Source organism: Pseudarthrobacter raffinosi, assembly GCF_023913735.1.
In the GTDB taxonomy this organism is placed as follows: Bacteria; Actinomycetota; Actinomycetes; order Actinomycetales; family Micrococcaceae; genus Arthrobacter; species Arthrobacter raffinosi.
Map to the genome: position 1 here is coordinate 160743 of NZ_JAMXBH010000011.1, position 26780 is coordinate 187522.

Here is a 26780-nt window from a genome sequence, read left to right on the forward strand (position 1 = left end):
CAGGCCAGCGCCGGAGCCCTTCGCATCAGCGCCCCAGGAATACGGATCATGGACCAGACAAAACGCCAGCCCAGACGAATGGGCTGGCGTTTTGCGTTCCTGGCAGTTCTCCTGGCCGTGGCCATCAGCGGGCTGGTCCGTTCACTTTTGCTGGATGTCTATTACATACCGTCCGAATCCATGGAGCCGGTCCTCGCGAAGGGGGACCGCATCCTGGTCTCCAGGACAGACTTCCATGCCGAACCCATCCGTCGGGGCGACATTGTGGTCTTCGACGGCAGGGGTTCGTTTGCTCCCCTGCACAGTGGGAAGGGCCCCTTTCTGGATTCCCTTGCAGCGGCCGGGCAGTGGCTTGGCCTGGCCAGCAGCGACACCACGTACGTCAAACGTGTCATCGGCATCCCCGGGGACACCGTGGTCTGCTGCGATGCAGACGGAAAGATCACCGTCAACGGTGGGGCACTCGATGAGCCGTACCTGTTCGGCGGAGACAGCCCAAGCACGCAGGTCTTCAGCGCCGTGGTGCCCGACGGAAGGCTTTGGCTGCTCGGTGACCACCGCTCGGCGTCCGCCGATTCGCGCAGCCTGCTCGGTGCGCCCGGCGGCGGCATGGTGCCAATGGACCGCGTTATCGGCAGGCCGGTCCAGATCGTCTGGCCACTTGATAGATTTGCTGCAGTACCACGGCCGCCAGCGGCAGGATCAACAACAGAGGACGGACAGTAGATGCCCGAAAACAAAGCCCGGACACCTGAGCCGCCTCGCGACGGCGCCCCCGGTGCCGACACCGACGGTATGTCCGCCAACGCGATTTCCGGCGGCGGGACATCCGACGGCGTGGCGGATAGCAGCCCGTCGGCGCCACAGTCCGGCAGGCGATCCGCGGCACCGACTTCCGAGCCCGCCGCCCCCAGCCAGCTCTTTGTCTGGCTGAAGGAGGTTGCCACGGTAGTGGTGATCGCCGTGGTGCTGTCCTTCCTGATCAAGACGTTCCTGTTCCGCGCGTTCTATATTCCGTCCGAGTCCATGGTCAGCACCCTGGACGTCAACGACCGCATCTTCGTGAACCTGCTGGTTCCGGAGCCGTTTTCCCTCTCACGCGGCGACGTTGTGGTCTTCCGTGACACCAAGGGCTGGCTGAGCTCCGCACCGGAGGAACCGAATGGACCTTTCACATGGGTCCAGGACGGTCTGACATTTGTGGGACTTTTGCCGGACAACTCGGAACAGCACCTCGTCAAACGGGTTGTCGGGCTACCCGGTGACCACGTGATCTGCTGCGATGCCGGCGGTAAACTGACCATCAACGGATCTCCTATTGATGAAACCTATGTCAACGGGGCTGAGGAACCGCAGATCCGTGCTTTCGACGTCGTTGTTCCTGAAGGAAAGGTCTGGGTCATGGGCGATAACCGCAATCACTCCGCGGATTCCCGCTCGCACCTGGAATCCAATGGCGGATTCGTCGACCTCGTGGACGTAGAGGGCAAAGCCGCCGTCATCGCATGGCCGCTGAACCGGATCACTGTCCTTGACAATTATCCGGCCGTCTTCCGGAACGTGCCTGCGGGAGGCTAGGGGTGTCCGCAGTGATACCGGCCACCGGGTCCAAGGCTCCGGCCCGCCAGACGGACGGGGTCCGCTCCAAAGCGCCGACGCTCCGGCATGAGCGGACGTTCAAAGCGCAGGGCGCCCGTTACCTGGCCGGCGTGGACGAAGTCGGCCGCGGGGCGCTGGCAGGACCGGTGAGCGTCGGAATCGCCGTCGTGGACCTCCACACCCAGAAGCCCCTGGCCGGTGTGCGGGACAGCAAGCTCCTCAGCCCCGCCGAACGGGAACGGCTGGAACCGTTGGTCAGACGCTGGAGTGTTGCGTCCGCCGTCGGGCACGCTTCCGCGCGGGAGATCGACGCATTGGGCATAATCGCTGCGCTGCGGCTGGCCGGTACGCGCGCCTGGCAGGACATCCTTGCGGCCGGCATCAGCCCCAATGTGGTGCTGCTCGATGGCAGCCACAACTGGCTCTCGCCCGCCGGGCAGCCCTCCCTGTTTGACGAGCCGCCCGTGGATTTCGCGTGCCTTGCCCCGGTCCACACCAAGATCAAGGCGGACATGCAGTGCCTGAGCGTGGCCGCAGCCAGCGTGATTGCGAAGGTGGAACGCGACGAGCAGATGCGCGGCCTGCACTGTGAATACCCCGAGTTTGGCTGGGACGTCAACAAGGGCTACGCCACGGCAATTCACCGGGACGCGCTCCGCGCCGCCGGAGCCACACCGTACCACCGGGTGAGTTGGAACCTCCTGGGCGGCGAACTCTGATTCCGTACCGCTCCAGTGCCTGCCGCACTGGTGTGGGGCTCGTGCGGCGCGGACGCTGCGACTGCGGCGCCCTGGATGGTGCAAGATGGAAGCATGAGTGCAGAGGATCTTGAAAACTATGAAACCGACATGGAGCTGCAGCTCTACCGTGAATACCGCGATGTTGTCGGGCTCTTCAGTTACGTTGTCGAGACCGAACGCCGCTTTTACCTCGCAAACCACGTTGACCTGCAGGCCCGAAGCGCCGACGGCGAGGTCTACTTCGATCTGACGCTCCAGGATGCCTGGGTGTGGGATGTGTACCGTTCGGCACGGTTCGTGAAGACAGTCCGTGTCCTGACGTTCAAGGATGTCAACGTCGAAGAACTGCCCCGCAACGAGGATCTCGCCCTGCCGAAGGACGCTGACCTCGGCAACTGACGCCGGCCCACTGCTCCTCCACAGCCCCGCTGTATTGGGGCGGTTTTCCCGGGTTGCCCACATACGCGAATAGCCTGCTGTCCTCCGCTGTCCTGCCACTGCAGGCTGGTTGCGGAGGTAGAAATGAAATCCAAAGACCTGTTGGGCCGGCGCGGCGAGGAACTCGCGGCCGGCTATCTTGAATCGCTCGGCATGCTGGTGGTGGAACGCAACTGGCGCTGCGCCGACGGTGAAATAGACATTGTGGCCCTGGACGGCGACGCCCTGGTCATCGCAGAGGTGAAAACCCGCCGTTCCCTGGACTACGGGCACCCGTTCGAAGCCGTGGGGCCGGACAAACTCGCCCGGCTGCATCGGCTCGGTTCGGCGTGGTGCCGAGACCGGGAGCTGCGGATGCCGCTACGGCGCGTGGACGTCATTGCCGTGGTGGACGACGGCGGCGGCGAACCCGTGGTGGAACACCTCAAGGGGGTGGGGTAGATGGCGCTGGGCCGGGCCTACTCCGTGGCACTGGTGGGATTGAACGGGTACATCGTCGAGGTAGAAGCAGATATTGGCCAGACCCTGCCGGCATTCGTGATCCTGGGCCTCCCGGACGCAGCCCTCAACGAGGCCAAGGAACGCATACGTTCCGCGGCCAAAAATTCCGGAATTCCGCTGAGCCGGCGGAAGATCACGGCCAACCTCATCCCTGCGTCGCTGCCCAAACGCGGTTCCGGCTTCGACCTTGCCGTGACCATGGCAGTCCTGAGGGCCGCAAATGACATCAAGCCCACCGGCCGGACCGTCTTCATCGCCGAACTCGGGCTGGATGGCCGGCTACGGCCGGTGCGCGGCATCCTGCCGGCAGTGATGGCGTCGGTGCAGGCCGGCTATCCGGACGTGGTGGTCGCGCACGCCAACCTCGGCGAAGCATCGCTAGTCCCCGGAGCCAACGTCAAGGGGTACCGCACGCTGGCGCGGCTGGCGCTCGATTTCGGTGCAGACCCGCAAGAGCTCGCACTGGACTTCGAGCCGGAGGACGAGGCCGGTCACGGGGACTCCGAACCGGGAGCCCAGGCTGTTCCTGACATGGCCGACGTCTCCGGCCAGGGCGAAGCCAGACGTGCACTCGAGGTGGCCGCTGCCGGGGCCCACCACCTGCTCCTGACCGGACCCCCGGGTGCGGGCAAGACCATGCTGGCCGAAAGACTTCCCGGTCTCCTGCCGGACCTTGCCGATAATGAGGCCATGGAAGTCACTGCCATCCACTCCCTCTGCGGCCTTCCCTCATCCGCCGTTCAGCTTGTGCGGCGGCCGCCGTTCGAAAACCCGCATCATTCGGCTACAGCCGCCGCCATTATCGGCGGGGGATCGGGGTTGCCGCGCCCGGGTGCGGCGTCGCGGGCGCACCGCGGTGTCCTGTTCCTGGACGAGGCCCCGGAATACGAACGGCGCGTCCTGGACGCCCTCCGCCAGCCCCTGGAGAGCGGGGAGCTGGTCATTCACCGCTCGGCAGGAACGGCAGCCTACCCTGCCCGGTTCCAGCTGGTCCTTGCCGCCAATCCCTGTCCCTGCGGCAAGGCTTCGGGAAAGGGCCTGGACTGCACGTGTACGCCCATGATGCGGCGCCGCTACGTGGCCAGGATGTCCGGTCCGCTGCTGGACCGGGTGGATATCCAGCTGCAGGTGGAACGCGTGTCACTGGCCGACTTCGGCCAGGCGGGCGCCGAAGAAGACACAGCCGCCGTGGCACGGAGGGTAGGCGACGCACGCCGGCGCCAGGCCGAACGGCTGCGGCCGCTGGGAATGGAAACGAACTCGCAGGTGCCCGGCCGGATTCTGCGCGGCGCCCTGCGGCTGCCGGCCGACGCCACGCGGATCCTGGACCACTCACTGGAGCGGGGCGTACTGACCGCCAGGGGCTATGACAGGGTTCTCCGGCTGGCCTGGACCCTGGCGGACCTGTCGCACCGCGACATGCCCGACACCAACGACATCGGCCAGGCCCTTGGCCTCCGGCAGGCTGCCTCGGCAGCTGCGTGAAGGAAGAAACCACATGGACAACGAACGGATCGCCCGGGCCGCCCTGTCGCGGCTCATGGAACCGCAGGACGCGGCCGGACTGGCCCTGGTACAGGCCACCGGCGCACCCGACGCCTTGAAAATCGCCACGGGCCAGGCGGCCGCCGGCCCGGCACTGGAGCGGGAGATCACCGGACTGCTGGCGGACAACGGCGCCGGAACCAGCTGGGCGGGGATGGCTGCCTCCCTCAAACGCTGGGCTCCCCGCATTCCGGATCTGGCGCCCGAGCGTGACCTGGCCACCATGGCACGCCTTGGCGGCCGGCTGATAATCCCGTCGGATGATCTCTGGCCTGCCCAGCTCGGGGACCTTGGGATGCAGGAGCCCATCTGTCTGTGGTGGCGGGGCCTGGAACAGGAGCTTCCCGGTCCGGCCCGGAGCGTGGCGCTGGTGGGGTCCCGCGACAGCACCAGCTACGGCGCATCGGTGACCGGGGACCTCGCCTACTCCCTGGCTCAGCGGGGCTTCACCGTGGTGTCCGGGGGCGCGTACGGCATCGACGCCCACGCGCACCGGGCAGCACTGGCCGGGGGATCAGCGGCGGTGCCTACCATCGCGGTGATGGCTGGTGGTGTGGACCGGTTCTATCCGTCCGGCAATGAGGATCTCCTGCGGGCGGTCTGCAACCAGGGAGCGGTGCTCGCAGAGGTGCCGCCGGGGTCGGCGCCCACTCGCTACCGCTTTCTCCAACGGAACAGGCTGATCGCGGCCTTGGCCGCTGTGACGGTGGTGGTGGAAGCGCGCTGGCGGTCCGGTGCGCTGAACACGGCCCACCACGCGGAGACGCTTGGCCGGGCGGTGGGAGCTGTGCCGGGGTCCGTGCACAGCGCCAACTCCGCCGGCTGCCACCGTCTACTCCGGGATGGCGGGGCTGTCTGCGTGACTGACGCCGCGGAGATCGCCGAACTGGCCTCCCCAAGCGGCGTGGGGCTTGCGGCGCCCGGGACAGCGCATGCGGCCGACCATGACGGACTGACCCTGGAGGATCTGATCCTTCTTGACGCCCTGCCGCTGCGGTCCACCACGTCCGTGGACAAGCTCTGCGCAGTTGCCGGCCTCAGTGCGGACTCCGTGCGGGCCGGGTTGGGCAGGCTAGGCCTGCTGGGGCTCGCAGCTTCAGAAAGGGGAGGCTGGAAACGGGCCAAGGAATTAGCGTAGTTGCCTGTGTCCGGCACGGGATTCCCGCGGAGTTCTGGGACAGTGGAACAGTGCAGAATCAGGAACTGTCCCGGGCGTTTGAGCAGGCACTCGCAGACTTCGGCAGATACCTGACCGCCGAGCGGGCCCGGTCCGGGCATACGCTTCGGGCATACCTGTCCGATCTTCGAAGCCTCCTGGAATACGCCGCCTCCGAGGGCGTCACGGATCTGCCGGAACTGGAGCTGGGCACTCTCCGACGCTGGCTCGGGGCGCAGAGCCAGGCCGGGATATCCCGGGCCACCCTTGCGCGGCGATCGGCTACAGCGCGTTCCTTCACCACGTGGGCCATGCGGGAAGAGCTCATCGAGACCGATCCTGCCCTCCGTCTCAGGGCTCCCAAAGCGGAAAAGTCACTGCCCGGGGTGCTGCAGTCCCAACAACTCCTCAGGCTGCTGAACAGTCTGGAAGAAGCCGCGGCTAACGGGTCACCGGTTCCGGTGCGTAACCGGGCCATGGTGGAGCTCCTATACGCCACGGGGCTGCGGGTGGGGGAGCTGGCCGCCTTGGATGTGGACGATCTCAACCCGGACCGCCGGACCCTACGGGTGGTCGGCAAGGGCAACAAGGAACGGACGGTTCCCTACGGCGTCCCGGCAGCTGTAGCGGTCGACGACTGGCTCCGCAGGGCCAGGCCGCTCCTGGCGACGGGCCACAGCGGACCGGCGCTTTTCCTGGGCGCCAGAGGAAACCGTGTTGACCAGCGTCAGGTCAGGACCGTGGTGAATGCTCTCTTCGAAGCTTTGGGCGACACCTCAGCAACCGGTCCGCACGCGCTAAGGCATACTGCGGCAACGCACCTGCTCGATGGCGGCGCGGATCTTCGTGCGGTCCAGGAAATCCTGGGCCACAGCAGCCTCGCCACTACGCAGATCTACACCCATGTGTCCGTTGAGCGGCTCCGGAGCAGCTACCAGCAGGCCCATCCCCGGGCCTGAGAGCCGTGGATTCCCGCCAACGCGGGGTTAATTCCAGGACTGTGTTACCTATGGCGGATCGCACTGGCGTAATTACGCGGCGTACGGCACAATAAGAGTCACGTCCGGCAACTTTCAAGTGACGCTTGAAGCTCTTTCGCTTCGCGCGTCACCCGCAAGTCCGGACACAGCTTAATAATCAGGCAGGGAACACCGCCGCTGGAACATACAGCACCGGGCAGTTTCATCCAGGCAGAGGTCGTTGGGGAAGACGTACCTACAGCTATGGAGGATGGAATGTCTGTTGCAATGACCCGCGGTGTGCTGTTTGTTCACTCAGCCCCTACAGCACTGTGCCCGCACGTTGAGTGGGCCATTGGATCCGTCGTGGACAAGCGGACGGATCTAGAGTGGACCCCTCAGCCTGCCGCGCCCGGAATGTTCCGCGCCGAGCTCTCCTGGACAGGAACCCCGGGCACCGGATCGCTGCTGGCATCCTCACTTCGCGGCTGGGCCCATCTTCGCTACGAGGTCACTGAAGAGCCGAGCCAGGGAGTTGACGGCGGCCGCTGGTCGCATACCCCCGAACTGGGAATCTTCCACGCCACAACGGACGTCCACGGCAACATCATGGTCTCAGAGGACCGCATCCGTTACGCCTACGAATCGGGTGCCGGCGATCCCTCGGCCGTGTACCACGAGCTTTCCCTGGCCTTGGGTGAGGCGTGGGACGAGGAACTAGAGCCGTTCCGCCACGCAGCCGAGGGCGCACCGGTCCGCTGGCTGCACCAGGTGGGCTGACCGCCGTCGGACATCACGCCGTCGTACTTCCTGTCCGCTGTCCCGGCAGAAGACGTGCCGGATCGGAAGGCGGCGCTCCATAGCAAAAGCAGAGGCCCCGCCACATGGCGGGGCCTCTGCTTCGTCTGCGGTACTTGCTGTTCCCGCGCTGCTGCTAGATGCTGCGGACAGCGATCACGGCGTTGTGGCCGCCGAAGCCGAACGAGTTGCTCAGGGCCACGATGTCGCCTGCCGGCAGATCCCTCGCCGACGTGACGACGTCGAGCGGGATCTCCGGGTCCTGGTTCTCGAGGTTAATGGTGAGCGGGGCGTTGCGGTGGTACACGGCCAGCACAGTGAGTACTGCCTCCACGGCACCTGACGCGCCCAGCAGGTGGCCCATCTGTGACTTAGTGGCGGACACTGCGACGTTGTCGAGGTGGTTCCCCAGCGATGCGCGGAGGGCCGTGTACTCGGGCTTGTCACCGACGGGAGTTGAAGTGGCGTGCGCGTTGACGTGGACAACGTCCTCGGCCTGGATCCGGCCGTCGAACATGGCTGCCTTCAGCGCGCGCGTGGCGCCCAGGCCCTGGGGGTCCGGGGCGGTGATGTGGTAGGCATCGGCCGTCACGGAGGTGCCGGCCAGTTCGCCGTAGATGCGGGCGCCGCGGGCAATGGCGTGTTCCTCAGCTTCGAGCACCAGCGCGCCGGCGCCTTCGCCCATCACAAAGCCGTCGCGGCCCAGATCGTAGGGGCGTGAGGCGCCCTGGGGGTCGTCGTTGCGGCGCGAGAGGGCCTGCATGGACGAGAACGCGGCCAGGGGCATGGGGTGGATGGCTGCCTCGGCGCCGCCGCACATCACTACGTCGGCCTTGCCGGAGCGGATCAGCTCCAGGCCCAGGTGAAGGGCCTCGGTGCCCGACGCGCAGGCCGAAACAGGGGTGTGGGCGCCGGCACGGGCGCCAAGGTCAAGGCTGACGGCTGCTGCGACGCCGTTGGGCATCAGCATGGGCACCGTCATGGGCAGGACGCGGCGCGGGCCCTTTTCCTTCAGCGTGTCCCACGCGTCCAGCAGCGTCCAGACGCCGCCGATGCCGGTGGCGAAGGCGACCGCAAGGCGGTCGGGGTCAATCTCGGTGATGCCGGAATCGGCCCAGGCTTCACGGGAGGCGATGACGCCGAACTGGGTGGACGGGTCCATCCGCTTGGCCTCAACGCGGCTCAGGACCGATAGTGCCGGAGTGGAGCAGCGGGCGGCGAAGTGGACCGGCAGTTCGTACTTGGCGACCCATTCGTCTTCCAGCGTGCGGGCACCGGAGACCCCCTTCAGCGCGTTGTTCCACATGGTGGGTACGTCGCCGCCGATGGGCGTGGTGGCACCCAGACCGGTAATGACTACTTTGCGTGTCATTGGATCACTCTCTGTCGGTGGGCAGGCCGTATCCGGTTGTCCGGCGGGGTCCCGCGTGTGGGGCAGCTGGCTGCCGAAAAATGTGGTGGACTGCCGGTCCGGCCTGAGCACGGACCGGCAGTCCAGTCAGCCTTAAGGGGCTGAAGCCTTGGCTAGGCCTGTGCGCCTGCGATGAAGCTGACGGCGTCGCCCACGGTCTTGAGGTTCTTGACCTCTTCGTCCGGGATACGCACGCCGAACTTCTCTTCGGCGTTGACCACGATAGTCATCATGGAGATGGAGTCGATGTCCAGGTCCTCGGTGAAGGACTTGTCCAGTTCCACAGCCTCGGGGGCAAGGCCGGTTTCTTCGTTGACGATTTCAGCCAAGCCGGCCAGGATCTCTTCGTTGCTAGCCATTGATGGCTCCTTTTCTTGTTATTGCCGGCAGGGGGTGCCGGAAACGGTGCAGTCCGCGGATGCGGGCTGTATGGGGCGTTCCTAAGGAAGGACGATTACCTGGGCACCGAAGACCAGCCCGGCGCCGAAGCCGATCTGGAGTGCGAGGCCGCCGCTGAGCTCAGGGTTTTCCTTGAGCAGGCGGTGGGTAGCAAGGGGGATGGAGGCCGCCGAGGTGTTTCCGGCATCAGCGATGTCCCGGGCCACGGTGACGGATTCAGGAAGATTCAGTTTCTTGACCATCTCGTCGATGATCCGCATGTTGGCCTGGTGCGGGATGAACGCAACGAGGTCTTCAGCCTTGACGCCCGCGGCCTCCAAAGCCTGCTGTGCCATCTTGGCCATTTCCCAGACCGCCCAACGGAAGACGGTCTGCCCGTCCTGGCGGAGTGTGGGGTAGAGCTCCTGCGCTTCTTCGAGCAGGGCAAAGTCGCCGGGCTCGTCGGACTGGCGGGCGGCCATGCTGAGGTCGCGGACATCCAGGATGGAACGCGTCATGCCGATGGCGTCCCACTTGCTGCCGTCCGAACCCCACACTGAGGGTCCGATGCCGGGGGTGTCCGAGGGGCCGATGACAACAGCGCCCGCGCCGTCGCCCAGCAGGAAGGAAATGGTACGTTCCCGGTTGTCGATGACGTCGGAGAGCTTCTCCGCGCCGACCACCAGCACGTAGGTGGCCGTGCCGGAGCGGACCAAGGCATCACCCTGGGCGATGCCGTAGCAGTACCCGGCGCAGGCGGCCGAGATATCGAAGGCCGGAGCCGGCGTCGCACCGATGCGGTCAGCCAAGGCGGCGGCAGCCGACGGCGTGGCGTACGGGTGGGTGACGGTGGAAACGATGACGGCACCAAGCTGGGAGGCTTCGATGCCTGCCTGCTGCAGGGCCTCCCGGGCAGCGCCCTCGGCCATATCGATGACGCTGACGTCGGCAGCGGCCCGGTGCCGGGTCACGATGCCGGTCCGCTGGCGGATCCATTCGTCCGAGGAATCAATCCACTGGCAGACGTCGTCGTTGGTGACGATGACGTCAGGCCGGAATGCGCCGAGGCCGATGATGCGGCTGTATTCGTTTACGGAAACCTGTTTCAGCGTGGGAACGCTCATGCGTTTCCCTCCAGTTCTGCGAAGAGTGCCAGTGCGGCCGTGAGGTCGTCCGGGGTTTTGACTGCAACGGTCTTGACGCCGGGCATGCCGCGCTTGGCGAGCCCGGCCAGGGTGCCGGCCGGGGCCAGCTCAATGACACCGGTGACGCCGCGCTGCACAAGGGTTTCCATGCAGAGGTCCCAGCGGACCGGCCGGGAGACCTGCGCGATGAGGCTCTCGACGGCGGCGCCGCCGTCGGTCACTTCCCGGCCGTCAAAGTTGGACAGCAGGGGCACCTGCGGCTTCTGCGGCTTGAGGCCAGGCTTGAGCGACTCGAGGGCGCTCACGGCGGGGGACATGTGTGAGGTGTGGAACGCCCCGGCCACTTTCAGCGGGATGACCCGCGCCTTCGCCGGCGGGTTGTCCGCCAGGGCCTTGAGTTGTTCGAAGGTTCCGGCTGCCACGGTCTGGCCCGCGCCGTTGACATTGGCAGGTGTCGCGCCGGTAGCCTCGATGGCGGCCAGGACCTCTGCGGGGTCCCCGCCCACAACGGCACTCATGCCGGTGGGGGTTACGGCAGCGGCGGCGGCCATGCTGTTGGCGCGTTCACGCACGAACGTCATGGCTTCCTGCTCGGTGAGCACGCCGGCGAGGGCCGAGGCGGTGATTTCACCGACGGAGTGGCCGGCAAGGATCACGGGAAGCGTGCCGAGTTCGACGTCGAACAGCGACTTTGCGGCCACCAGTCCGGCGGCAACAATCAGGGGCTGCGCAACGGCGGTGTCCTTGATGGTGTCCTCGTCAGAGGTGGTCCCGTGGGCAGTCAGGTCGATGCCTGCGATCTCACTGAGGGAGGCCAGATGGCCTGCTACCGAAGGCAGTTCCAGCCAAGGGGCCAGAAAACCCGGGGTCTGTGAGCCCTGTCCAGGGCAGACTATTGCAAGCACGTATCCAGCTTTCCAAATTTCGGGGTCATCCAGCGGTGTTTCACTGCACCAAGCTCAAGGGGTCAGTTTGTAGGAAGTCTACAACGACTCACGGCTGATTCCGCGCCGGATGACGCTCCGCCGGGGCTTTTGGCGGCGCCGACAGCCGCCCGACAACCAATGCCGCCTGCAGCACAAACGCCTCCCGGGGGAGCAGCGGATCCCAGCCCGTGACGTCGCAGACGCGCTTGAGCCGGTACCTGACGGTGTTGGCGTGGACAAACAATTCGCGGGCGGTCGCCTCAAGGGAATGGCCCAGCTCCAGGTAGGTGCCCAAGGTCTCCACCAGCCCGTTGGAGGCGGCGACAAGCGGACGGTAGATGTTCTTGACCAGGGAACGGCGCGCCGCTTCGTCACCGGAGATGACGCGTTCCGGCAACAGGTCATCGGCGGCCACGGGCCGGGGGGCGGCGGGCCACGCCCTTGCCGCGGTCAGGCCGGCAAAGGCAGACTGCGCTGAGCCGCTGGCCTCCAGCAGGGAGCCGGCCTCCGGACCGTAGACCACCGGGCCGGGGGCGAACATTTCGCTGAGTTTCAGGTATGCGGTCTCGCGGTCCTGGACGCCGCCAAGGATCAGGATCAGCCGGTCGCCCTGGATGCCCACCAACGCATCCTCGGCGTAGCGGCCTGCCAGGCGGCGCAGTTCGCTGACGTAGCTGGCACTGGGTTCAGAAGGCGAATTGCCCACCATCACAGTGAACCTCTCCTGTGCCTTCCAACCCAGCGCGGCGATCCGGGACCGCAGCGCGTCCGTGTTTTCGCCACGGAGGATGGCGTCCACGATCAGCGCTTCCAGCCGCGTATCCCAGGAACCGCGGGACTCGGCCGCCCGTGCATACACGTCTGCCGCCGCGAAGGCCACTTCCCGTGAGTACCGCAGCACCGCCTCGCGGAGGGAGGGCTGGTCAGCTTCCGGGGCGATGACCGGCACCTGGTCTTCCACCACTTCCACCACGATGCGGATGAGCTGGAGCGCCTTCTGGAGGCTGATGGAGCGCGTCAGCTCGGTGGGGGCCGTCCCAAAAACGTCGGTGAGGATCCACGACGGTGAGCTGGGCCGCTCATACCAGGTGACAAACGCTGCGATGCCGTTTTGCGCCACCATGCCCAGGGCCGAGCGCTCGTCGGAGCTAAGGCGCGAATACCACGGCAGCGACTTTTCCAGCTGGCGAAGGGTGGTGGTGGAGAGCTGGCCCACGCTTGCCCGGAGCTTTTTCAGGGTTTCGGATTTCTCCGGTGTCATGCTACGCGAGGACGGCTTGCGCTTCACGGGCGGGGTGGTTGGCTCTGGCATCCTACGAGCATACGGTGCCTGCCCGGCAAGCTCCATTTGTGCAAAGGCTACAACGTTGTTGGACCTGCGTCACAGGCTGCCTCCTGTCCAGAAAGGCAGGGGGACGACGACGGCGACCCTCGCCTTTTCGGTGAGGGTCGCCGTCGTCGTTCATTTACGCTGACAAGCAGGTCAGCGGGAGATGATCAGGACTCGCCGCCCGCGTTGCCGGTGGAACCGGCGTTGACGTTGTGCAGCTTGTACTTCTCGATTGCCTGGGCCGGGGCCTGGGCATCGACTTCGCCGCGGCGCGCCAGTAGTTGCAGGGAACGGACCACGATGGAGTGGATGTCGTTCTTGAAGAAGCGGCGGGCCGCTGCGCGGGTGTCGGAGAAGCCGAAGCCATCCGCACCCAGCGTGGCGAACTCGTTCGGCACAAACTGGCGGATTTGGTCCGGGACGGCCTTCATGTAGTCCGAGACCGCAACCACGGGTCCTGTGGCACCGGCAAGCTGCTGGGTCACAAACGGAACACGGGCGGGCTTGCCCGGGTTCAGGAACGCCTCTTCCTCGGCGGCCATGCCGTCGCGGCGCAGTTCGTTCCAGGACGTGACGGACCAGACGTCGGCGGAGACGCCCCAGTCCTCGGCGAGCAGCCGCTGGGCTTCGATGGCCCAGGGAACCGAGACGCCGGAAGCCAGGATCTGGGTCCGGGGACCGTCGATCTTCGCCGGAGCCAGGAGGTAGATGCCCTTGAGAACACCTTCCACGTCGAGCTCTTCGGGTTCTGCGGGCTGCGTGATGGGCTCGTTGTAGACCGTGATGTAGTACATCAGGTTCCGGTCAGCCGAATCGGGCCCGTACATACGCTCGATGCCGTCCCGGATGATGTGGCCCATCTCGTACCCGTACGCGGGGTCGTAGGTGACCACTGCCGGGTTCGTGGAGGCCAGCAGCGGGGAGTGGCCGTCGGCGTGCTGGAGGCCTTCGCCGGTCAGCGTGGTGCGGCCGGCGGTGGCGCCGATGATGAACCCGCGGGCCATCTGGTCCCCGGCGGCCCAGAAGGCGTCGCCGGTGCGCTGGAATCCGAACATGGAGTAGAACACGTACACCGGGATCAGCGGTACGCCGTGGGTGGCGTACGCGGTTCCGGCGGCGGTGAACGCTGCCACGGCGCCTGCTTCGTTGATGCCGGGGTGGATCAGCTGGCCTTGGGCCGATTCCTTGTAGGCCAGGACCAGGTCCCGGTCCACGGAGAGGTAGTTCTGGCCTTTGGGGTTGTAGATCTTGGCCGTGGGGAAGAACGCGTCCATGCCGAACGTGCGGGCCTCATCGGGGATGATCGGCGCGATGTGCTTGCCGAAGTTCTTGTCCCGCATAAGGTCCTTGAGGAGCCGGACAAACGCCATGGTGGTGGCGGCCTGCTGCTTCCCGGAACCGCGCTTGGCGACTTCGTACGTTTTTGCCTCCGGGAGGGCGATCTCCTGGTGCTTGGAGCGGCGCTCCGGAACAGAACCGCCCAGCTGGGCACGGCGTTCCATCATGTACTGGATCTCCGGCGCATCGGTGCCCGGGTGGAAGTACGGAGGCTGGTACGGGTCCTTCTCCAGCTGCTCGTCGGTGACCGGAATCCGCAGGTGGTCGCGGAACTTCTTCAGGTCATCGAGGGTGAGCTTTTTCATCTGGTGGGTCGCGTTGCGGCCCTCGAAGTGGGGTCCGAGTCCGTAGCCCTTGACCGTTTTGGCCAGGATCACGGTGGGCTTGCCCTTGAATTCGGTGGCAGCCTTATACGCGGCGTAGACCTTGCGGTAGTCGTGGCCGCCGCGCTTGAGGTTCCAGATCTCGTCATCGGAAAGGTCCGCGACCATGTCTTTGGTCTGCGGGGTCTTGCCGAAGAAGTGCTCGCGGACGAACCCGCCGGATTCTGCCTTGTAGGTCTGGTAGTCACCGTCCGGGGTCTCGTTCATGATCTTCACGAGCGAGCCGTCGGCGTCCTTGGTGAGCAGGTCATCCCACTCCCGGCCCCAGACGACCTTGATGACGTTCCAGCCCGCGCCACGGAAGAACGCTTCGAGTTCCTGCATGATCTTGCCGTTGCCGCGGACGGGACCGTCCAGGCGCTGGAGGTTGCAGTTGATCACAAAGTTCAGGTTGTCCAGGTTCTCGTTCGCGGCGAGCTGGAGCAGGCCGCGGGACTCGGGCTCGTCCATTTCGCCGTCGCCCAGGAACGCCCAGACCTGCTGGTCCGAGGTGTCCTTGAGGCCGCGGTTGTGCAGGTACCGGTTGGACTGGGCCTGGTAGATCGCGTTCATCGGACCGATGCCCATGGACACCGTGGGGAATTCCCAGAACTCCGGCATCAGGCGCGGGTGCGGGTAGGAGGAGAGCGCGTGGCCTTCCTTGGACTTTTCCTGCCGGAATCCGTCCAGATCCTCCTCGGCGAGCCGGCCTTCCATAAACGCGCGGGCGTACATGCCGGGGGAGGCGTGGCCCTGGAAGAAGACCTGGTCACCGCCGCCGGGGTGGTCCTTGCCGCGGAAGAAGTGGTTGAAACCGACCTCGTACAGTGTGGCGGCCCCGGCGTACGTGGAGATGTGCCCGCCCACCCCGATGTTCGGCCGCTGTGCCCGGTGCACCATGATGGCGGCGTTCCAGCGCATGTACGCCCGGTACCGGCGCTCGAACTCTTCGTTGCCGGGGAACGGAGCTTCCTGGTCCACCGGGATGGTGTTCACGTAGTCCGTGGTGGTCACCATCGGCACACCGACACTCTGCGCGCCGGCGCGCTGCAGCAGGCTCCGCATGATGTATTGGGCACGTTCCGTGCCCTGTTCCCTGATCAGTGCATCCAGGGACTCAGCCCATTCGGCGGTCTCTTCCGGATCACGATCAGGCAGCTGGTTTGTCAACCCGCTGAGGATATGGGAGGTATCTTCTCCTGCAGCCACGTCCAACCTCTCTTTGCGCGCATGCATCGGCGCCCACATGCCGGGCAGGGTGACTGTCCGGCATGAATGCGACGTGTGCGACGTATCGGTTACAACAGCCCGGTCATGTGCGCCGGGCAGGGTCCTATCACGCCTATGTCTGCCATTGTTCCAGGCGGTCGCCCCGCAGGCATAGTTGTCACCAGTCACTCTAGCTGTGACTCCAGCACGATGCGTAGCCGCGTCCATGGCGTCCCTGTTGTATTTCGCCGTCATACTGGTTGTGTGACGAAAGCCGCTGCAACGCAGGCTGACGGCGCCGGATGTGACGCAGAATATGGCGGATCGCGGTGGCGGCAGCTTGAAGCGCAGGCACAAAGGGTGTTGGCTGGGAGTAATGGAAATCACTATGCGAATTGCATGTATTAGGCATTGGAGGAACACGTGAGCGAGGCCGACGCCGCCACTTCGGTAAATGTGGCGGAAAAATTGGGTTTCAAAAACGGGGATCTGATTCAGGAGTTCGGTTACGACGACGACGTCGATTTCGACTTACGTGATGATATTGAGGACCTGACAGGGTCCGAGCTCCTGGACGAGGACGACCACGACGTTGTTGACGCCGTCATTTTTTGGTGGCGGGACGGCGACGGGGATCTGGTCGACAGCCTCATGGATTCCCTGACCACCCTGAGTGAAACCGGGGTTGTTTGGGTGTTGACGCCAAAGTCAGGGCGCACCGGGTACGTGTCGCCGGCGGAAATTCAGGAAGCGGCGCCCACTGCGGGCCTGCACCTCACCACCTCGGCAGGTGTGTCAAAGGACTGGAGTGCCACCCGCCTGGTCAGCAGGAAGAACAAGTGACGGCAGCTCTTGCCGTAGCCGGGCAGACTGTTCCGGCGGTGGGGGAGCTTGCCCCGGACTTTGAGCTGGTAAACCAGTTCGGAGAACCTGTCCGGTTATCCAGTTTCCGCGGGCAGAACGTTGTGCTCGTGTTTTATCCGTTTGCTTTTTCGGGTGTCTGTACAGGCGAGCTCTGCGAAATCCGGGACAACCTGGCCGCGTTCGAGGATGCCAGGGCCACCGTCCTGGCCGTGTCCGTGGACAGCAAGTTCAGCCTGCGGGCTTATGCCGAGAAGGAAAGCTACGGCTTTGACCTTCTGGCTGACTTCTGGCCGCACGGCGCTGTCGCTTCCGCCTATGGAGTCTTCGACCCGGAGAGTGGCATGGCTGGGCGCGGGACGTTCATCATCGATGCAGCAGGAACAATCCGCTACGTCGTGGTGAATCCGCGCGGGCAGGCCCGCGAGCTCGCCGAGTACCAGGATGCTCTGGCAGGTCTGGAACAGGCCTGAGGCCGCATGGACCAGCAGCGGCACGGCATCGGCCTGACAGGCTTCGCCAGCCTACCGGCCGCTGACCCTGCCGCGCTGTCCAGTGCGGACCTTCAGGGGCTTGAACGCGTCCGGGAGCTATTGTCCGGCAAGCGGCTGGCGTTACTTACCGGCGCAGGGCTGAGCACCGATTCGGGCATACCGGATTACCGCGGGCCGGACGCCGTGCCACGTTCGCCCATAACTTACCAGGAGTTTGTGCGCGACGGCGCCAACCGCCAGCGCTATTGGGCGCGGAACCATATCGGCTGGTCCCACTTGCGGCACGCAGATCCAAACCCTGGGCACAATGCGGCCGCAGAACTTGAGCGGCGGGGCCTGCTCACTGGGTTGATCACCCAGAACGTCGACCGGCTGCATGAAGACGCCGGCAGCCGGAATGTCATTGACCTCCACGGCCGTTATGACCGGGTGGTCTGCCTCGATTGCAAGCGCACGTACACCCGCCGCCTGCTGTCGGAGGTGCTCGAAGAACTCAATCCCGGCTTCCTGGCGCGCGCCACAACTTCCGGCCTGGTGGAAATGGCGCCCGACGCCGACGCCACTGTTGAGGACATTGCTCTGATCAGCAGTTTTGTGGTCGCTGCCTGCCCCGCCTGCGGCGGAATGCTCAAGCCTGACTTTGTCTACTTCGGCGAGAACGTGCCCAAAGAACGCGCAGAAGCCGCCTACGCGATGGTGGACAGTGCAGAGGCATTGCTTGCTGCCGGTTCATCGCTGACCGTGATGAGCGGACTGCGGTTCGTCCGTCACGCGGCGAAGGACGGCAAGCCTGTGGTGATCATCAACAGGGGCGGTACCCGGGGCGACCAGTACGCCACCATCAAGCTCGACGCAGGCGTCAGCGAGGCACTGACCTGGCTCGCCGCCGAACTCCCCGATCTTTGACCGTTGGGGGCCGACCGTGTCGATTGGCTTTTCGTCCCGCCCGTCAGGTAGAGTTTATGTTCGTTGGCTGACGCGCTGAGGTGCGAAAAACCGGCAGTTTGGGTCTTTAGCTCAGCTGGTAGAGCGCCACGTTTACACCGTGGATGTCATCGGTTCGATCCCGGTAGGACCCACCACCAAACCCCGTTGTTCCTGGCCCGAGTGGCCGGGAACGGCGGGGTTTTTGTTGCCCTGTGCGGTTCAGGGCGTAGGGTCGGCCCATGAATGTGAATGGGGTCGAGTATCTCCGCGGCAGGGATTCCCTCAATAGACCCGTGGAGCTCGTGGCATACGACGCAGGGTAGCGGGAGATCTTTTGCGACCTCCGCGACAACATCCGTTCGGCACTGGGCTCCACAAGCATCACAGTGGAGCACGTCGGCTCGACATCTGTTCCCGAGCTTGCTTCGAAGCGCGAGCCGGCGTGGTTCGAACACCGCCGGTTTCGGGACTACCTGCGAAGTAGCCAGGACGCCCGGATCGAATACGAGCAGCTCAAACGTAGGCTGGCGGATCAGGAATGGACTTTCATGCAGGACTACGCAGAAGCCAAGGGTTCAACAATCCGTGCCCTCCTGGCTCAATACCGGGTGTGCGTCAGGAATATAGGTGATCGCTTTTGAGTCCGTGACGAGGCTAATCTGGTTGTGAATATAACAATCAGATGAGGAGTGGCAATGGTGAACCGATCCTTGGAAGAGCTGGAGGCGGAGCGTGCCGGGCTCTATGGGCAGCTGGCCGCGACTGGTGATTTCCGCCGGGGCAGTGTCAGTGAGAACTACCGGCGGTGCGGGAAGCCCAATTGTGCGTGTGCCCTGCCGGGCCATCCCGGGCATGGGCCGAGGCAGTTGTGGACGCGCACGGGCCCGGGCGGCAAGAGGAGGGGCCGGCAGCTGGCGGCAATTGAGGTGGAGAAGGTCCGTGCCGAGCTGGACGCCTATACCCGGTTCGCCACTTTGACGGAGGCGATCGTGGAGGTCAACGAGGCGATCTGCGAGGCCCGCCCGGTCACGGCAGTCCCGGCCGCGGGGTCGCCGCCGGGAGCGGGCCTGCTTGAGGACCCCGCCGCGACAGACGGGGAAAAAGGGGGCTCTTAAGCCGGATCCGGGACGACTTCGCCACTGAGGTTGAGTCCCTGGCGGCGCTGGCAGCCCGCGGCGTGGGCGGCGTCGCCGGTGGGGGACTGCCGGTGTTGGAAGAGGCGATTCGTGCGGCCATGACCGCGTTGGGCGCTTCGCTGTTGGAGGGCCTGCTCGCTGCCGACCCCGGCCACCGCGGGCCCAGCATCGCGTGCGGGGCCGGGCATGTGGCCGAGTTCATCTCCTACCGCGCCAAGGCCATCGATACCGTGCTCGGTCCGATCCGCCTGCAGCGGGCGTATTACCACTGCAGGGTATGCCAGGCAGGGGTGGTGCCCCGCGATGCCGAACTCGATCTCTGCAGGGAATCCCTTTCGGGCGGGTTACGGGCGATGATCGCCGCCACAGGCGCCGCTGTTCCCTTCGCGCAAGCTGCGACCTTGATCAAGGACCTGGCCGGGATCACCCTGAGCACCAAACGGGTCGAACGTGCCGCCGAGGCTGTCGGTGCCACCGCAGCCGCCGCCTTGGACGCGGATACCGTCGCGGTACTGGCTGGCCAGGTGGTGCCCCTGCCGCCATCAGTGCCAGCACCGGAGATTTTGTACATCGCCGTGGATGGGACCGGGGTGCCGATGACGCCAGCCGAAACGGCCGGACGGCCCGGCAAGGGCCCGGACGGCCGGGCCCGTACCCGTGAGGCGAAACTGGCCTGCCTGTTCACCCAAACCGGCCTCGATGATGACGGCCGGCCGGTGCGGGATCCGGACTCAACGAGCTATCTGGCCACCCTGGAACCGGTGGAAAAATTCTCGGATCTGGTCGCCGCCGAGGGCCGCCGGCGCGGTTCCGAGCACATCCGTCAGCTCGTCATGCTCGGCGACGGGGCGCATTGGATCTGGAATCTGGCCACCGCCCGTTTCCCCGAAGCCACCCAAATCGTCGACCTCTTCCACGCCCGAGAACACCTGCATGAACTCGCCGACCTGCTCGCGTTCATCATCACCGAGGACCCGAACGACTGGTACCAGGCCCGGCGTACCGAACTGGACAACGGTGATATTGAAGCCATCGTTAAGGCCGCCATGGTCTATCCGCTCGTCGGACCCAGAGCCACCCAACGCACCAAGGCGCTGGCCTACTTCCAAACCAATGCCCACCGCATGCGCTACGCCCGCTTCCGCCGCCTGGGTATGTTCGTCGGCTCCGGCACCGTCGAAGCCGGCTGCAAAGCCGTCGTGGGCCAACGCCTCAAACTCTCCGGCATGCGCTGGTCCGGCCCCGGCGCCACCAGCATCATCACCCTGCGCTGCCAAAACGCCAGCACCCACCAGGCCACCGCAGCCTGAGCGCCACCAACAGCCCTGAAACCGCCACCACGAACAACTACCTACAAATCTGACGCACACCCCTCAATACCGCTAGGGCGCCAAATTGTCGGTGGCTGTCCCTAGTGTTCCCGCTATGGAATATGTGGTGGTGAAGACGGCCAGGGACGGCAGCCCGACGGCGGTGGTCAGCAACGGCAGGGAATGGGCCGTCGGTGCCGACGCAGTGAGATGGTTTGAGCGTGTGAGCTGGTGGGAGGCGCAGCGGCGTATGCCCAAAGGTCTGGGCCGCGTGGACGTTGAGGTCTTGCAGGTCCAGGTGCGGCTGGGCCGCAATCCGCAGTCCGCGTTGACCACCATGGTGCTGGAGCGCGACGGCCTTGGTGGCGGCTGGAGGCTGAGGGAATCCGTGGTGGACGTCGCCTGAACCCGGCGGCCAAGGCCACGACAACATTCAGGCATTGGAAAACCCTCCACCGCGACTATTGGGGGATGCCGCGGTGGAGGGTCTGAAATGAATATACCGTGAACTTCCTGAAACAAACAAATGCCACGCGAACCGGGGTGCGTGGCGCGGTGGACGGTGCCTTGGCCCGGGCCCTGAATCGCCGCTAAGCCATTATGATGGTTACTGTTCAGCAGAATGAACGCATCTACGCGACGCGCCCCGGCGTGCCGATCGAAGGAGAATCATGGCCGATTCCCGCACTTCCCGCTCCTCCGAGGGTTTGGGGAGCACATCGCCGGCGCCGGCGGTCACGCGTGCCGCCGCCGTCATGGACGCCTTGTCAGCCTCTGCGACGGGGCGGCTGACACTGAGCGATCTGGCCCGCGAGCTGGGTATCCCCAAGTCGTCCACCTCCAACCTGTTGCTGGCATTGGAAGAAGCCCGGCTGATCAGCCGCCAGGGCGCCGAATTCACGCTGGGCCGCAAGCTCGTGGAACTCGGAGCCGCCTATCTCAGCCGGCTCGACGAAGTACAGGAGTTCTACCGGTTCTGCGAGCAGGCGCCGACCCTTTCCGGGGAGACGGTACGAATAGCCATGCTGGACGGAACCAACGTGATCTATTTGGCCCGCTACGAGGGCCATCCGGCGGTCCGCCTGACGTCCAACATCGGCGACAAGATGCCGGTGTCCCTGTGTGCCGTGGGCAAGGCCCTGATTGCCCGCCTTCATGACCACGACGTCGACGCAATGTTTTCCGATGACGCCCAACTTCCGGTGCTGACCCCGAAGTCCCTCCGCACGGGGGCCGAATTGAAGGCACAGCTCACAACCATCCGTGAACAGGGCTATGCGTTCGAAGATGAGGAATCCACTATTGGAGTGGTCTGCCTGGCTGTGGCCGTGCCTACGCGCGGCGCCCACGGCCCGAGCCTTGGGTTGTCAGTCACGGCCCTCAAGGCCACATACTCCGCGGAGCAGGGTTCCCGGATGGTCAAGGAACTGAACGAGCTGGCGCGGTCCCTGGGCAACCCCATGGGCTGAGTGCCCCCGCTCTGGCGGCCCTATTTAACGTTCATCACCCCGGTTGTGAACAAAACATCCGTCAACCACTTGCTGCGTGTTCAACTTGCTGTACTCTGTTCAATATAGTGATCGACACCACGGAGTGTCCTCGCTATCCCACCAGGCCAACGGGGGCCTGGAGTGTTTTTGAGGGAGTTCTTGTGACAACTCGTACTAAATCACCGCAGACTGACATGGACGGCGCCGCCGTCGATCCGGAGCAGCTGCGAAGGGCAACCCTTGCCAGCTCGGTAGGCTCCGCACTGGAGTACTACGACTTCTACATCTACGGCCTCGCCTCGGCCTTGATCTTTGGGCCGCTCTTCTTCTCACCGCTGGGGGAAAGCGGCGCCGTGATCGCGTCATTCGCCACCTATGGTGTGGGCTTCGCAGCCCGGCCGTTCGGCGGCATCGTCTTCGGCTACATCGGTGACCGGTTCGGCCGGAAGATGGTCCTGATCCTGACCATCGGCCTGATGGGCATGGCCAGCTTCGCCATTGGGCTCCTGCCCACCTTTGAACAGGCGGGAATGGTCGGCGCAGTGCTCCTGGTGGCCCTTCGGATCCTTCAGGGCCTGGGCGCCGGTGCCGAGCAGGCAGGCGCCACCACCCTGATCTCAGAAGTGGCCCCGCGCCGCCGTCGTGGATTCTTCGCCGCACTGCCGTTCGTCGGCATCCAGCTGGGCACCCTGCTCGGCGCAGGCACCTTCGCCCTGATGGCACTGGCGGACAAGGAAGTACTGCAGGGCTGGCTGTGGCGCGTTCCGTTCCTGGCGAGCGTCATCCTGATTGTCATCGCGGTCTTCATCCGACTCCGGCTCAAGGAAACGCCGGTCTTCCAGGAACTGGAAAAGCACAAGGCCGTGGTCAAGAACCCCGTCGTGCAGATCTGGAAGCACTCGAAGAAGAACGTGCTCATCGGCATCGGCCTGCGGATGGGAGAAAACGGAAACTCCTCCATTTACTCCGCCCTCCTGGTATCCTTCATCAGCATGCCCGCCGGAATCTTCGCCGGCGACAAGTTCATTGGCCCCACCGGCCTCCTCATTGCCGCTGGATTCGCAGCGGTCATGGTGGTCACCTTCGGCGCCCTTTCCGACCGCTTCGGACGCGTTCCTGTATACCGCTACGGCGCCCTCTTTCAGGCCGTCATCGCCCTGCCGGCCTTCTACCTGGTCACGCTCGGCAACGTCACCCTCGTCTGGGTGGTCATGGTGGTGGGCATTTCACTTGGCGTGCAGTCCATGCTCGGTCCGCAGTGCGCCATGCTGCCGGAACTCTTCGGCTCCCAGCACCGCTTCACCGGCGTGGCGCTGAGCCGTGAACTCTCCGCCGTCCTGGCCGGCGGATTCGCACCCATGATCGGTGTGGCCCTCCTGGCTGCGACAGGCCATTCCTGGCTGGTTCCCGCCATCTACTCCCTGGTCCTGGCGCTGATCTCCTTCGGCACCACCTTCTTCACCCCGGAAACCAACGGCCGGGACCTGATCCTGGTGGAGGACGCACGCTAGGCACTCCACCCATGCAATAGGCGGCCTCCCCTTGATGGGGAGGCCGCCTATTTCCGTGCCGCTCGCTAATTGGGCGCCGCTGCTCAGCGTAAGTACGTAACTAATTCGCCGCTGACAGCACGCGGACACAACCGCCTGACACAAAAGAGCCTTGCTGCGGATTCCTGTTTCCAGGATCCACGGCAGGGGCTCTGTAGTGCGGGCCGGGGCCTGCGCCTTAGTAGAAGTGGACCGGGTCCACCAGGTGGGGGAGGTCGCCGCCGTCGAGGAACGTGCGCAGGTTGCTGCAGAAGCGCTCCGCGATCAGGCGGTTCTCCGCGGCACTGAGCGCCGAGGTATGCGGCGACACCATGACCCTGGGGTGTTTCCACAGCGGGCTGTCCTGGGGGAGCGGTTCCACGGCAAAGACATCAAGGCAGGCGTAGGAGACCTGGCGGTTGTCCAAGGCCTCCAGCAGGGCGTCCTCGTCCACCACAGTGCCGCGGCCCACGTTCACAAACACCGTTCCCGGCTTCATTGCGGCAAACACCTCACGGTTGAAGAGCTTCTCAGTGTACGGCGTGCCGGGCAGCGTATTGACGACGGCGTCCGCCGAGGCGAGCAGCCCGGCCAGTCCGTCGTTGCCGGCAACCTGCTCGATTCCTTCGATCGGCTCAACATTCCGCTTGGTGCCGCTGACCGTCATGCCCAGGGCGCGGGCGATCCGGGCGGTCTCCAGGCCGATTTCGCCCAGGCCGGTCACAACCAGCGTGGAACCGCTGACCAGACGGGTGGGGGTCCGAAGCTCGGGCCACACCTTGGCGGCCTGGTCCTGGGCCAACTCGGCGCTGCGCTTGAAGCCATTGAGGATTCCCAGCGCAGCGAATTCTGCCAGCGGCAGGGCATGGACGCCGGCGGAGGTGGTCACCTTGAACTTGAGGAGTGTTTCCTGGTCCAGCCCGGAGGCCTTGACGGCACCGCCGGCGCCGGCGGCCATCGCGTGGACCCACTGGAGCCGTGGATTCTCGCTCGCGATGCGGGCAAGGCCCGAGGGGCTCTCATCGGGCAGGCCGTACAGAACCTGCGCCTTGTTGAGCATGGCCCAGTACTGCTCCTCCTGCGCGCGAGTCCGTTTGAAGTCCGGATCCCCGGAGTGGTCGGCCGGAAAACGCTCGGGCGGAAGCAGGTCCGGCTCATAGAGGACAGTTACGGAGGGGTCTACGGCGCGGATGCGGTCCACCAGCTCTGCTTCGAGCGGGACGGCGATCGCGACGGTGGTTAGAGTCGTCATAGTGTTCATCATACTGAATAGCGGCTAGGATATTGGACAGATTTCCCTTCATTAACCACACAACGATGTGAGTCGAGGCCTAGATATGGAAGACAGAACAGCGGGCTTTGTAGGCCTGGGGCTGATGGGGCTGCCCATGGCAGCGAATCTGGTCCGCGCCGGCTGGGCGGTCACCGCCTGGAACAGATCCGAAGCTCCCCTCCAGGAATTCGTGGCGCAGGGTGGCCACTCCGCGCCCGACGTTACATCCCTGCGGGACCTGCCAATCATCGCCTTTATGCTCCCGGACCTGTCCTTCATCGAGGAGGCCTCGGCGGGGTTGCTGGCGAGCTGGGATGCGAATCCGCCGCACGCCGGCACTGCCGTAGTGGTCGCAAGCTCAGTCTCACCGGCGAAGGTCCAGGACTTCGGGCGACAGGTCCACGCGGCAAGCCACGGCCGCGCCACTGTGGTGGACGCCCCAGTCAGCGGCGGGACCAAGGGCGCGACCGACGGCACCCTGGCCATCATGGCCGGCGGTACCGCGGACGACTTCCGGCGGCTCGAGCCCTTCTTCAACGCGATGGGGACAACCGTCAGGCACATGGGCCCACTGGGCGCGGGGTCGCTCGCCAAGGCCTGCAACCAGCTCATTGTAGGAACCACGACGGCGGCGCTCGCCGAAGCGGCCGAGCTCGCCGAGCGCTCCGGGATGGATCCGGCGGCGCTTTTCGGCGTCCTGGCCGGAGGCCTTGCGGGCAGCCGTGTGCTGGAGAACGTGGGACCGCGACTGGCCCGGAAGGACTACACACCAACAGGCCCGGCGAAGTTCATGCATAAGGACCTGTCCTTTGTGCTCGAATCAGCCAGGGCGGCCGGCGCTGCCGTGCCGATGGCGACGGCCGGCGTCGAGCTTTACGCCGAACTGAAGCGCCAGGGCCTTGGCGATCAGGACCTTGCCGTGGTCCGCCAGGCCATTTCGAATCTGAGCGACAACACCACTAGCGCGGAACCTGCGGATGCCGCAACGAAAGGGACAGCTGCACCATGAGTGGACTTTTTGATTTGACGGGGCGGGTTGCCCTGGTGACGGGTTCGAGCCGGGGGATTGGTCATGCGTTGGCGCGGGCGTTGGCTGATGCCGGGGCGACGGTGGTGCTGAACGGGATTAATGCGGAGCGGTTGAAGGCGGCGGACGCGGCGATGGCCGCGGACTTCGCGCCGGGGCGGGTGCATGGTGTCGCGTTTGATGTCACGAGTGATGCCGAGGCTGCCCGGGGTGTTTCGTGGGTGGAGGAGCATGTGGGTCCGTTGCAGATCCTGGTGAACAATGCCGGGATCCAGCACCGGGTGCCGATGCTGGAGCTCGATGTGGCGGATTGGGAGCGGGTGATCAGGACGGATCTGACGGGCGCGTTCCTGGTGGGGCGTGAGGCGGCACGGCATATGATCCCGCGGGGCAGGGGCAAGATCATCAATATCTGTTCGGTGCAGACGGATCTGGCCCGGCCCACGATCGCCCCGTATGTGGCGGCCAAGGGCGGGCTGCGGAACCTGACCCGGGCGATGACGGCGGAGTGGGCGGGCTCCGGGCTGCAGATCAACGGGATCGCCCCGGGCTACATCCACACGGAGATGACGCAGAACCTGGTGGATGATGAGCAGTTCAATGCCTGGATCCTGGGCCGGACCCCGGCGCACCGGTGGGGCACGGTCCAGGACCTGGCCGGCCCGGCGGTGTGGCTGGCTTCGGACGGGTCGGATTTTGTGAACGGGCAGACGATCTTTATCGACGGCGGAATGACGGTGGTGGTCTGATGGGCGCTTCAGCAGTGGCTCAGGGGACCGAAGCAACAGCCCTGCTTGGTTCCGGGGTGCCGGTGTCGGGTTTGGCGGTGGTGGCGCATGCGGCGGGGGATCTGCGGATCGAGGAGGTCCCGCTGGGTGCACCGGCCGCGGACGAGGCC

27 protein-coding genes and 1 tRNA gene are annotated in these 26780 nt (G+C 65.3%); 21 read left to right on the forward strand and 7 right to left on the reverse strand.

The window, feature by feature from the left end; translation table 11 throughout:
* Window positions 1–48: 48 nt before the first annotated feature.
* From lepB (NG698_RS12195) to NG698_RS12235, 9 genes are all read left to right on the forward strand, one after another.
* Window positions 49–726, forward strand: a complete 678-nt coding sequence (gene lepB, locus NG698_RS12195) for a signal peptidase I (protein ID WP_252610002.1) — start codon at window positions 49–51, stop codon at window positions 724–726.
* Complete coding sequence (lepB, locus tag NG698_RS12200; protein WP_252610005.1) at window positions 727–1578, forward strand: signal peptidase I; 852 nt, start codon at window positions 727–729, stop codon at window positions 1576–1578.
* Window positions 1579–1589: 11 nt separating this feature from the next.
* Window positions 1590–2318: a ribonuclease HII gene (rnhB, locus tag NG698_RS12205; protein ID WP_374209885.1), complete on the forward strand. Its 729-nt coding sequence runs from the start codon at window positions 1590–1592 to the stop codon at window positions 2316–2318.
* A 93-nt stretch (window positions 2319–2411) separates the two neighbouring features.
* The gene (locus NG698_RS12210; RefSeq protein WP_252601579.1) at window positions 2412–2738 is read left to right on the forward strand and encodes a DUF2469 domain-containing protein; all 327 of its coding nucleotides are present in this window, start codon (window positions 2412–2414) and stop codon (window positions 2736–2738) included.
* A 123-nt stretch (window positions 2739–2861) separates the two neighbouring features.
* Entirely contained in the window at window positions 2862–3218 is a 357-nt protein-coding gene (locus NG698_RS12215; RefSeq protein ID WP_252601576.1) for a YraN family protein, read from the forward strand.
* Entirely contained in the window at window positions 3219–4763 is a 1545-nt protein-coding gene (locus NG698_RS12220) for a YifB family Mg chelatase-like AAA ATPase (protein ID WP_252610007.1), read from the forward strand. It abuts the gene before it with no gap.
* A 13-nt stretch (window positions 4764–4776) separates the two neighbouring features.
* A complete protein-coding gene (gene dprA, locus NG698_RS12225) occupies window positions 4777–5961 on the forward strand; it encodes a DNA-processing protein DprA (protein WP_252601570.1) in 1185 nt (394 codons plus the stop codon).
* A gap of 50 nt (window positions 5962–6011) precedes the next feature.
* Window positions 6012–6938 (forward strand): tyrosine recombinase XerC, encoded by a 927-nt coding sequence (locus NG698_RS12230; RefSeq protein WP_252601567.1) that lies wholly within the window; start codon window positions 6012–6014, stop codon window positions 6936–6938.
* Window positions 6939–7214: 276 nt separating this feature from the next.
* The gene (locus tag NG698_RS12235) at window positions 7215–7718 is read left to right on the forward strand and encodes a DUF3145 domain-containing protein (protein ID WP_056349065.1); all 504 of its coding nucleotides are present in this window, start codon (window positions 7215–7217) and stop codon (window positions 7716–7718) included.
* 154 nt (window positions 7719–7872) lie between these two features.
* Here the strand turns inward: NG698_RS12235 and NG698_RS12240 are convergent, their stop codons facing one another.
* The 6 genes from NG698_RS12240 to aceE form a co-directional block, all read right to left on the reverse strand.
* Window positions 7873–9108: a beta-ketoacyl-[acyl-carrier-protein] synthase family protein gene (locus NG698_RS12240; RefSeq protein WP_252610009.1), complete on the reverse strand. Its 1236-nt coding sequence runs from the start codon at window positions 9106–9108 to the stop codon at window positions 7873–7875.
* Between the two features lie 152 nt (window positions 9109–9260).
* Window positions 9261–9506: an acyl carrier protein gene (locus tag NG698_RS12245; protein WP_009359314.1), complete on the reverse strand. Its 246-nt coding sequence runs from the start codon at window positions 9504–9506 to the stop codon at window positions 9261–9263.
* 81 nt (window positions 9507–9587) lie between these two features.
* Window positions 9588–10649, reverse strand: a complete 1062-nt coding sequence (locus NG698_RS12250) for a beta-ketoacyl-ACP synthase III (protein ID WP_252601563.1) — start codon at window positions 10647–10649, stop codon at window positions 9588–9590.
* Complete coding sequence (locus NG698_RS12255; protein ID WP_181037144.1) at window positions 10646–11575, reverse strand: ACP S-malonyltransferase; 930 nt, start codon at window positions 11573–11575, stop codon at window positions 10646–10648. The genes NG698_RS12250 and NG698_RS12255 overlap by 4 nt, the downstream gene beginning before the upstream one ends.
* Window positions 11576–11663: 88 nt before the next feature.
* A complete protein-coding gene (locus NG698_RS12260) occupies window positions 11664–12908 on the reverse strand; it encodes a PucR family transcriptional regulator (RefSeq protein ID WP_056349053.1) in 1245 nt (414 codons plus the stop codon).
* Window positions 12909–13093: 185 nt separating this feature from the next.
* Window positions 13094–15862 (reverse strand): pyruvate dehydrogenase (acetyl-transferring), homodimeric type, encoded by a 2769-nt coding sequence (aceE, locus tag NG698_RS12265; protein WP_252601653.1) that lies wholly within the window; start codon window positions 15860–15862, stop codon window positions 13094–13096.
* Between the two features lie 396 nt (window positions 15863–16258).
* Between aceE and NG698_RS12270 the strand changes: the two genes are divergently transcribed.
* The 10 genes from NG698_RS12270 (at window position 16259) to NG698_RS12310 (ending at window position 23564) form a co-directional block, all read left to right on the forward strand.
* Window positions 16259–16678 carry a DUF3052 domain-containing protein gene (locus NG698_RS12270; protein ID WP_056341561.1) on the forward strand — a complete coding sequence of 140 codons (420 nt, stop codon included), beginning with the start codon at window positions 16259–16261 and terminating at the stop codon, window positions 16676–16678.
* Window positions 16675–17169: a peroxiredoxin gene (locus NG698_RS12275; protein ID WP_252601561.1), complete on the forward strand. Its 495-nt coding sequence runs from the start codon at window positions 16675–16677 to the stop codon at window positions 17167–17169. The genes NG698_RS12270 and NG698_RS12275 overlap by 4 nt, the downstream gene beginning before the upstream one ends.
* A 6-nt stretch (window positions 17170–17175) precedes the next feature.
* Window positions 17176–18096 (forward strand): NAD-dependent protein deacetylase, encoded by a 921-nt coding sequence (locus NG698_RS12280; RefSeq protein WP_252610011.1) that lies wholly within the window; start codon window positions 17176–17178, stop codon window positions 18094–18096.
* Window positions 18097–18196: 100 nt separating this feature from the next.
* Window positions 18197–18272, forward strand: a tRNA-Val gene (locus NG698_RS12285).
* Window positions 18273–18503: 231 nt separating this feature from the next.
* Window positions 18504–18758 (forward strand): GrpB family protein, encoded by a 255-nt coding sequence (locus tag NG698_RS21965; protein WP_374210093.1) that lies wholly within the window; start codon window positions 18504–18506, stop codon window positions 18756–18758.
* Between the two features lie 54 nt (window positions 18759–18812).
* Complete coding sequence (locus tag NG698_RS12290; protein WP_252610013.1) at window positions 18813–19232, forward strand: DUF6788 family protein; 420 nt, start codon at window positions 18813–18815, stop codon at window positions 19230–19232.
* Between the two features lie 119 nt (window positions 19233–19351).
* Window positions 19352–20563 (forward strand): ISKra4 family transposase, encoded by a 1212-nt coding sequence (locus NG698_RS12295; RefSeq protein WP_252610016.1) that lies wholly within the window; start codon window positions 19352–19354, stop codon window positions 20561–20563.
* A 115-nt stretch (window positions 20564–20678) separates the two neighbouring features.
* On the forward strand, window positions 20679–20969 hold the full coding sequence (locus NG698_RS12300) for a hypothetical protein (protein ID WP_252601558.1): 291 nt from the start codon (window positions 20679–20681) through the stop codon (window positions 20967–20969).
* Window positions 20970–21234: 265 nt separating this feature from the next.
* Entirely contained in the window at window positions 21235–22032 is a 798-nt protein-coding gene (locus NG698_RS12305) for an IclR family transcriptional regulator (RefSeq protein ID WP_252610017.1), read from the forward strand.
* A gap of 215 nt (window positions 22033–22247) precedes the next feature.
* On the forward strand, window positions 22248–23564 hold the full coding sequence (locus NG698_RS12310; protein WP_252610035.1) for an MFS transporter: 1317 nt from the start codon (window positions 22248–22250) through the stop codon (window positions 23562–23564).
* A gap of 217 nt (window positions 23565–23781) precedes the next feature.
* Here the strand turns inward: NG698_RS12310 and NG698_RS12315 are convergent, their stop codons facing one another.
* Window positions 23782–24846 (reverse strand): D-2-hydroxyacid dehydrogenase, encoded by a 1065-nt coding sequence (locus NG698_RS12315; RefSeq protein ID WP_308293035.1) that lies wholly within the window; start codon window positions 24844–24846, stop codon window positions 23782–23784.
* 73 nt (window positions 24847–24919) lie between these two features.
* Between NG698_RS12315 and NG698_RS12320 the strand changes: the two genes are divergently transcribed.
* Both NG698_RS12320 and NG698_RS12325 read left to right on the forward strand, forming a co-directional pair.
* Complete coding sequence (locus NG698_RS12320; RefSeq protein WP_252610021.1) at window positions 24920–25864, forward strand: NAD(P)-dependent oxidoreductase; 945 nt, start codon at window positions 24920–24922, stop codon at window positions 25862–25864.
* A complete protein-coding gene (locus NG698_RS12325; protein ID WP_252610023.1) occupies window positions 25861–26631 on the forward strand; it encodes an SDR family oxidoreductase in 771 nt (256 codons plus the stop codon). Before NG698_RS12320 ends, NG698_RS12325 begins: the two co-directional genes overlap by 4 nt.
* Window positions 26632–26780 lie beyond the last annotated feature (149 nt).

What these genes read in the sequence shown, in the direction of transcription:
- lepB (WP_252610002.1), top strand. Translation starts at nt 49, where the DNA reads ATGGACCAGACAAAACGCCAGCCCAGACGAATGGGCTGGCGTTTTGCG.
- lepB (WP_252610005.1), top strand. Translation starts at nt 727, where the DNA reads ATGCCCGAAAACAAAGCCCGGACACCTGAGCCGCCTCGCGACGGCGCC.
- NG698_RS12210 (WP_252601579.1), top strand. Translation starts at nt 2,412, where the DNA reads ATGAGTGCAGAGGATCTTGAAAACTATGAAACCGACATGGAGCTGCAG.
- NG698_RS12215 (WP_252601576.1), top strand. Translation starts at nt 2,862, where the DNA reads ATGAAATCCAAAGACCTGTTGGGCCGGCGCGGCGAGGAACTCGCGGCC.
- NG698_RS12220 (WP_252610007.1), top strand. Translation starts at nt 3,219, where the DNA reads ATGGCGCTGGGCCGGGCCTACTCCGTGGCACTGGTGGGATTGAACGGG.
- dprA (WP_252601570.1), top strand. Translation starts at nt 4,777, where the DNA reads ATGGACAACGAACGGATCGCCCGGGCCGCCCTGTCGCGGCTCATGGAA.
- NG698_RS12235 (WP_056349065.1), top strand. Translation starts at nt 7,215, where the DNA reads ATGTCTGTTGCAATGACCCGCGGTGTGCTGTTTGTTCACTCAGCCCCT.
- NG698_RS12240 (WP_252610009.1), bottom strand. Translation starts at nt 9,108, where the DNA reads ATGACACGCAAAGTAGTCATTACCGGTCTGGGTGCCACCACGCCCATC.
- NG698_RS12245 (WP_009359314.1), bottom strand. Translation starts at nt 9,506, where the DNA reads ATGGCTAGCAACGAAGAGATCCTGGCCGGCTTGGCTGAAATCGTCAAC.
- NG698_RS12250 (WP_252601563.1), bottom strand. Translation starts at nt 10,649, where the DNA reads ATGAGCGTTCCCACGCTGAAACAGGTTTCCGTAAACGAATACAGCCGC.
- NG698_RS12260 (WP_056349053.1), bottom strand. Translation starts at nt 12,908, where the DNA reads ATGCCAGAGCCAACCACCCCGCCCGTGAAGCGCAAGCCGTCCTCGCGT.
- aceE (WP_252601653.1), bottom strand. Translation starts at nt 15,862, where the DNA reads ATGCATGCGCGCAAAGAGAGGTTGGACGTGGCTGCAGGAGAAGATACC.
- NG698_RS12280 (WP_252610011.1), top strand. Translation starts at nt 17,176, where the DNA reads ATGGACCAGCAGCGGCACGGCATCGGCCTGACAGGCTTCGCCAGCCTA.
- NG698_RS12290 (WP_252610013.1), top strand. Translation starts at nt 18,813, where the DNA reads ATGGTGAACCGATCCTTGGAAGAGCTGGAGGCGGAGCGTGCCGGGCTC.
- NG698_RS12295 (WP_252610016.1), top strand. Translation starts at nt 19,352, where the DNA reads ATGACCGCGTTGGGCGCTTCGCTGTTGGAGGGCCTGCTCGCTGCCGAC.
- NG698_RS12300 (WP_252601558.1), top strand. Translation starts at nt 20,679, where the DNA reads ATGGAATATGTGGTGGTGAAGACGGCCAGGGACGGCAGCCCGACGGCG.
- NG698_RS12305 (WP_252610017.1), top strand. Translation starts at nt 21,235, where the DNA reads ATGGCCGATTCCCGCACTTCCCGCTCCTCCGAGGGTTTGGGGAGCACA.
- NG698_RS12310 (WP_252610035.1), top strand. Translation starts at nt 22,248, where the DNA reads ATGGACGGCGCCGCCGTCGATCCGGAGCAGCTGCGAAGGGCAACCCTT.
- NG698_RS12315 (WP_308293035.1), bottom strand. Translation starts at nt 24,846, where the DNA reads ATGATGAACACTATGACGACTCTAACCACCGTCGCGATCGCCGTCCCG.
- NG698_RS12320 (WP_252610021.1), top strand. Translation starts at nt 24,920, where the DNA reads ATGGAAGACAGAACAGCGGGCTTTGTAGGCCTGGGGCTGATGGGGCTG.
- NG698_RS12325 (WP_252610023.1), top strand. Translation starts at nt 25,861, where the DNA reads ATGAGTGGACTTTTTGATTTGACGGGGCGGGTTGCCCTGGTGACGGGT.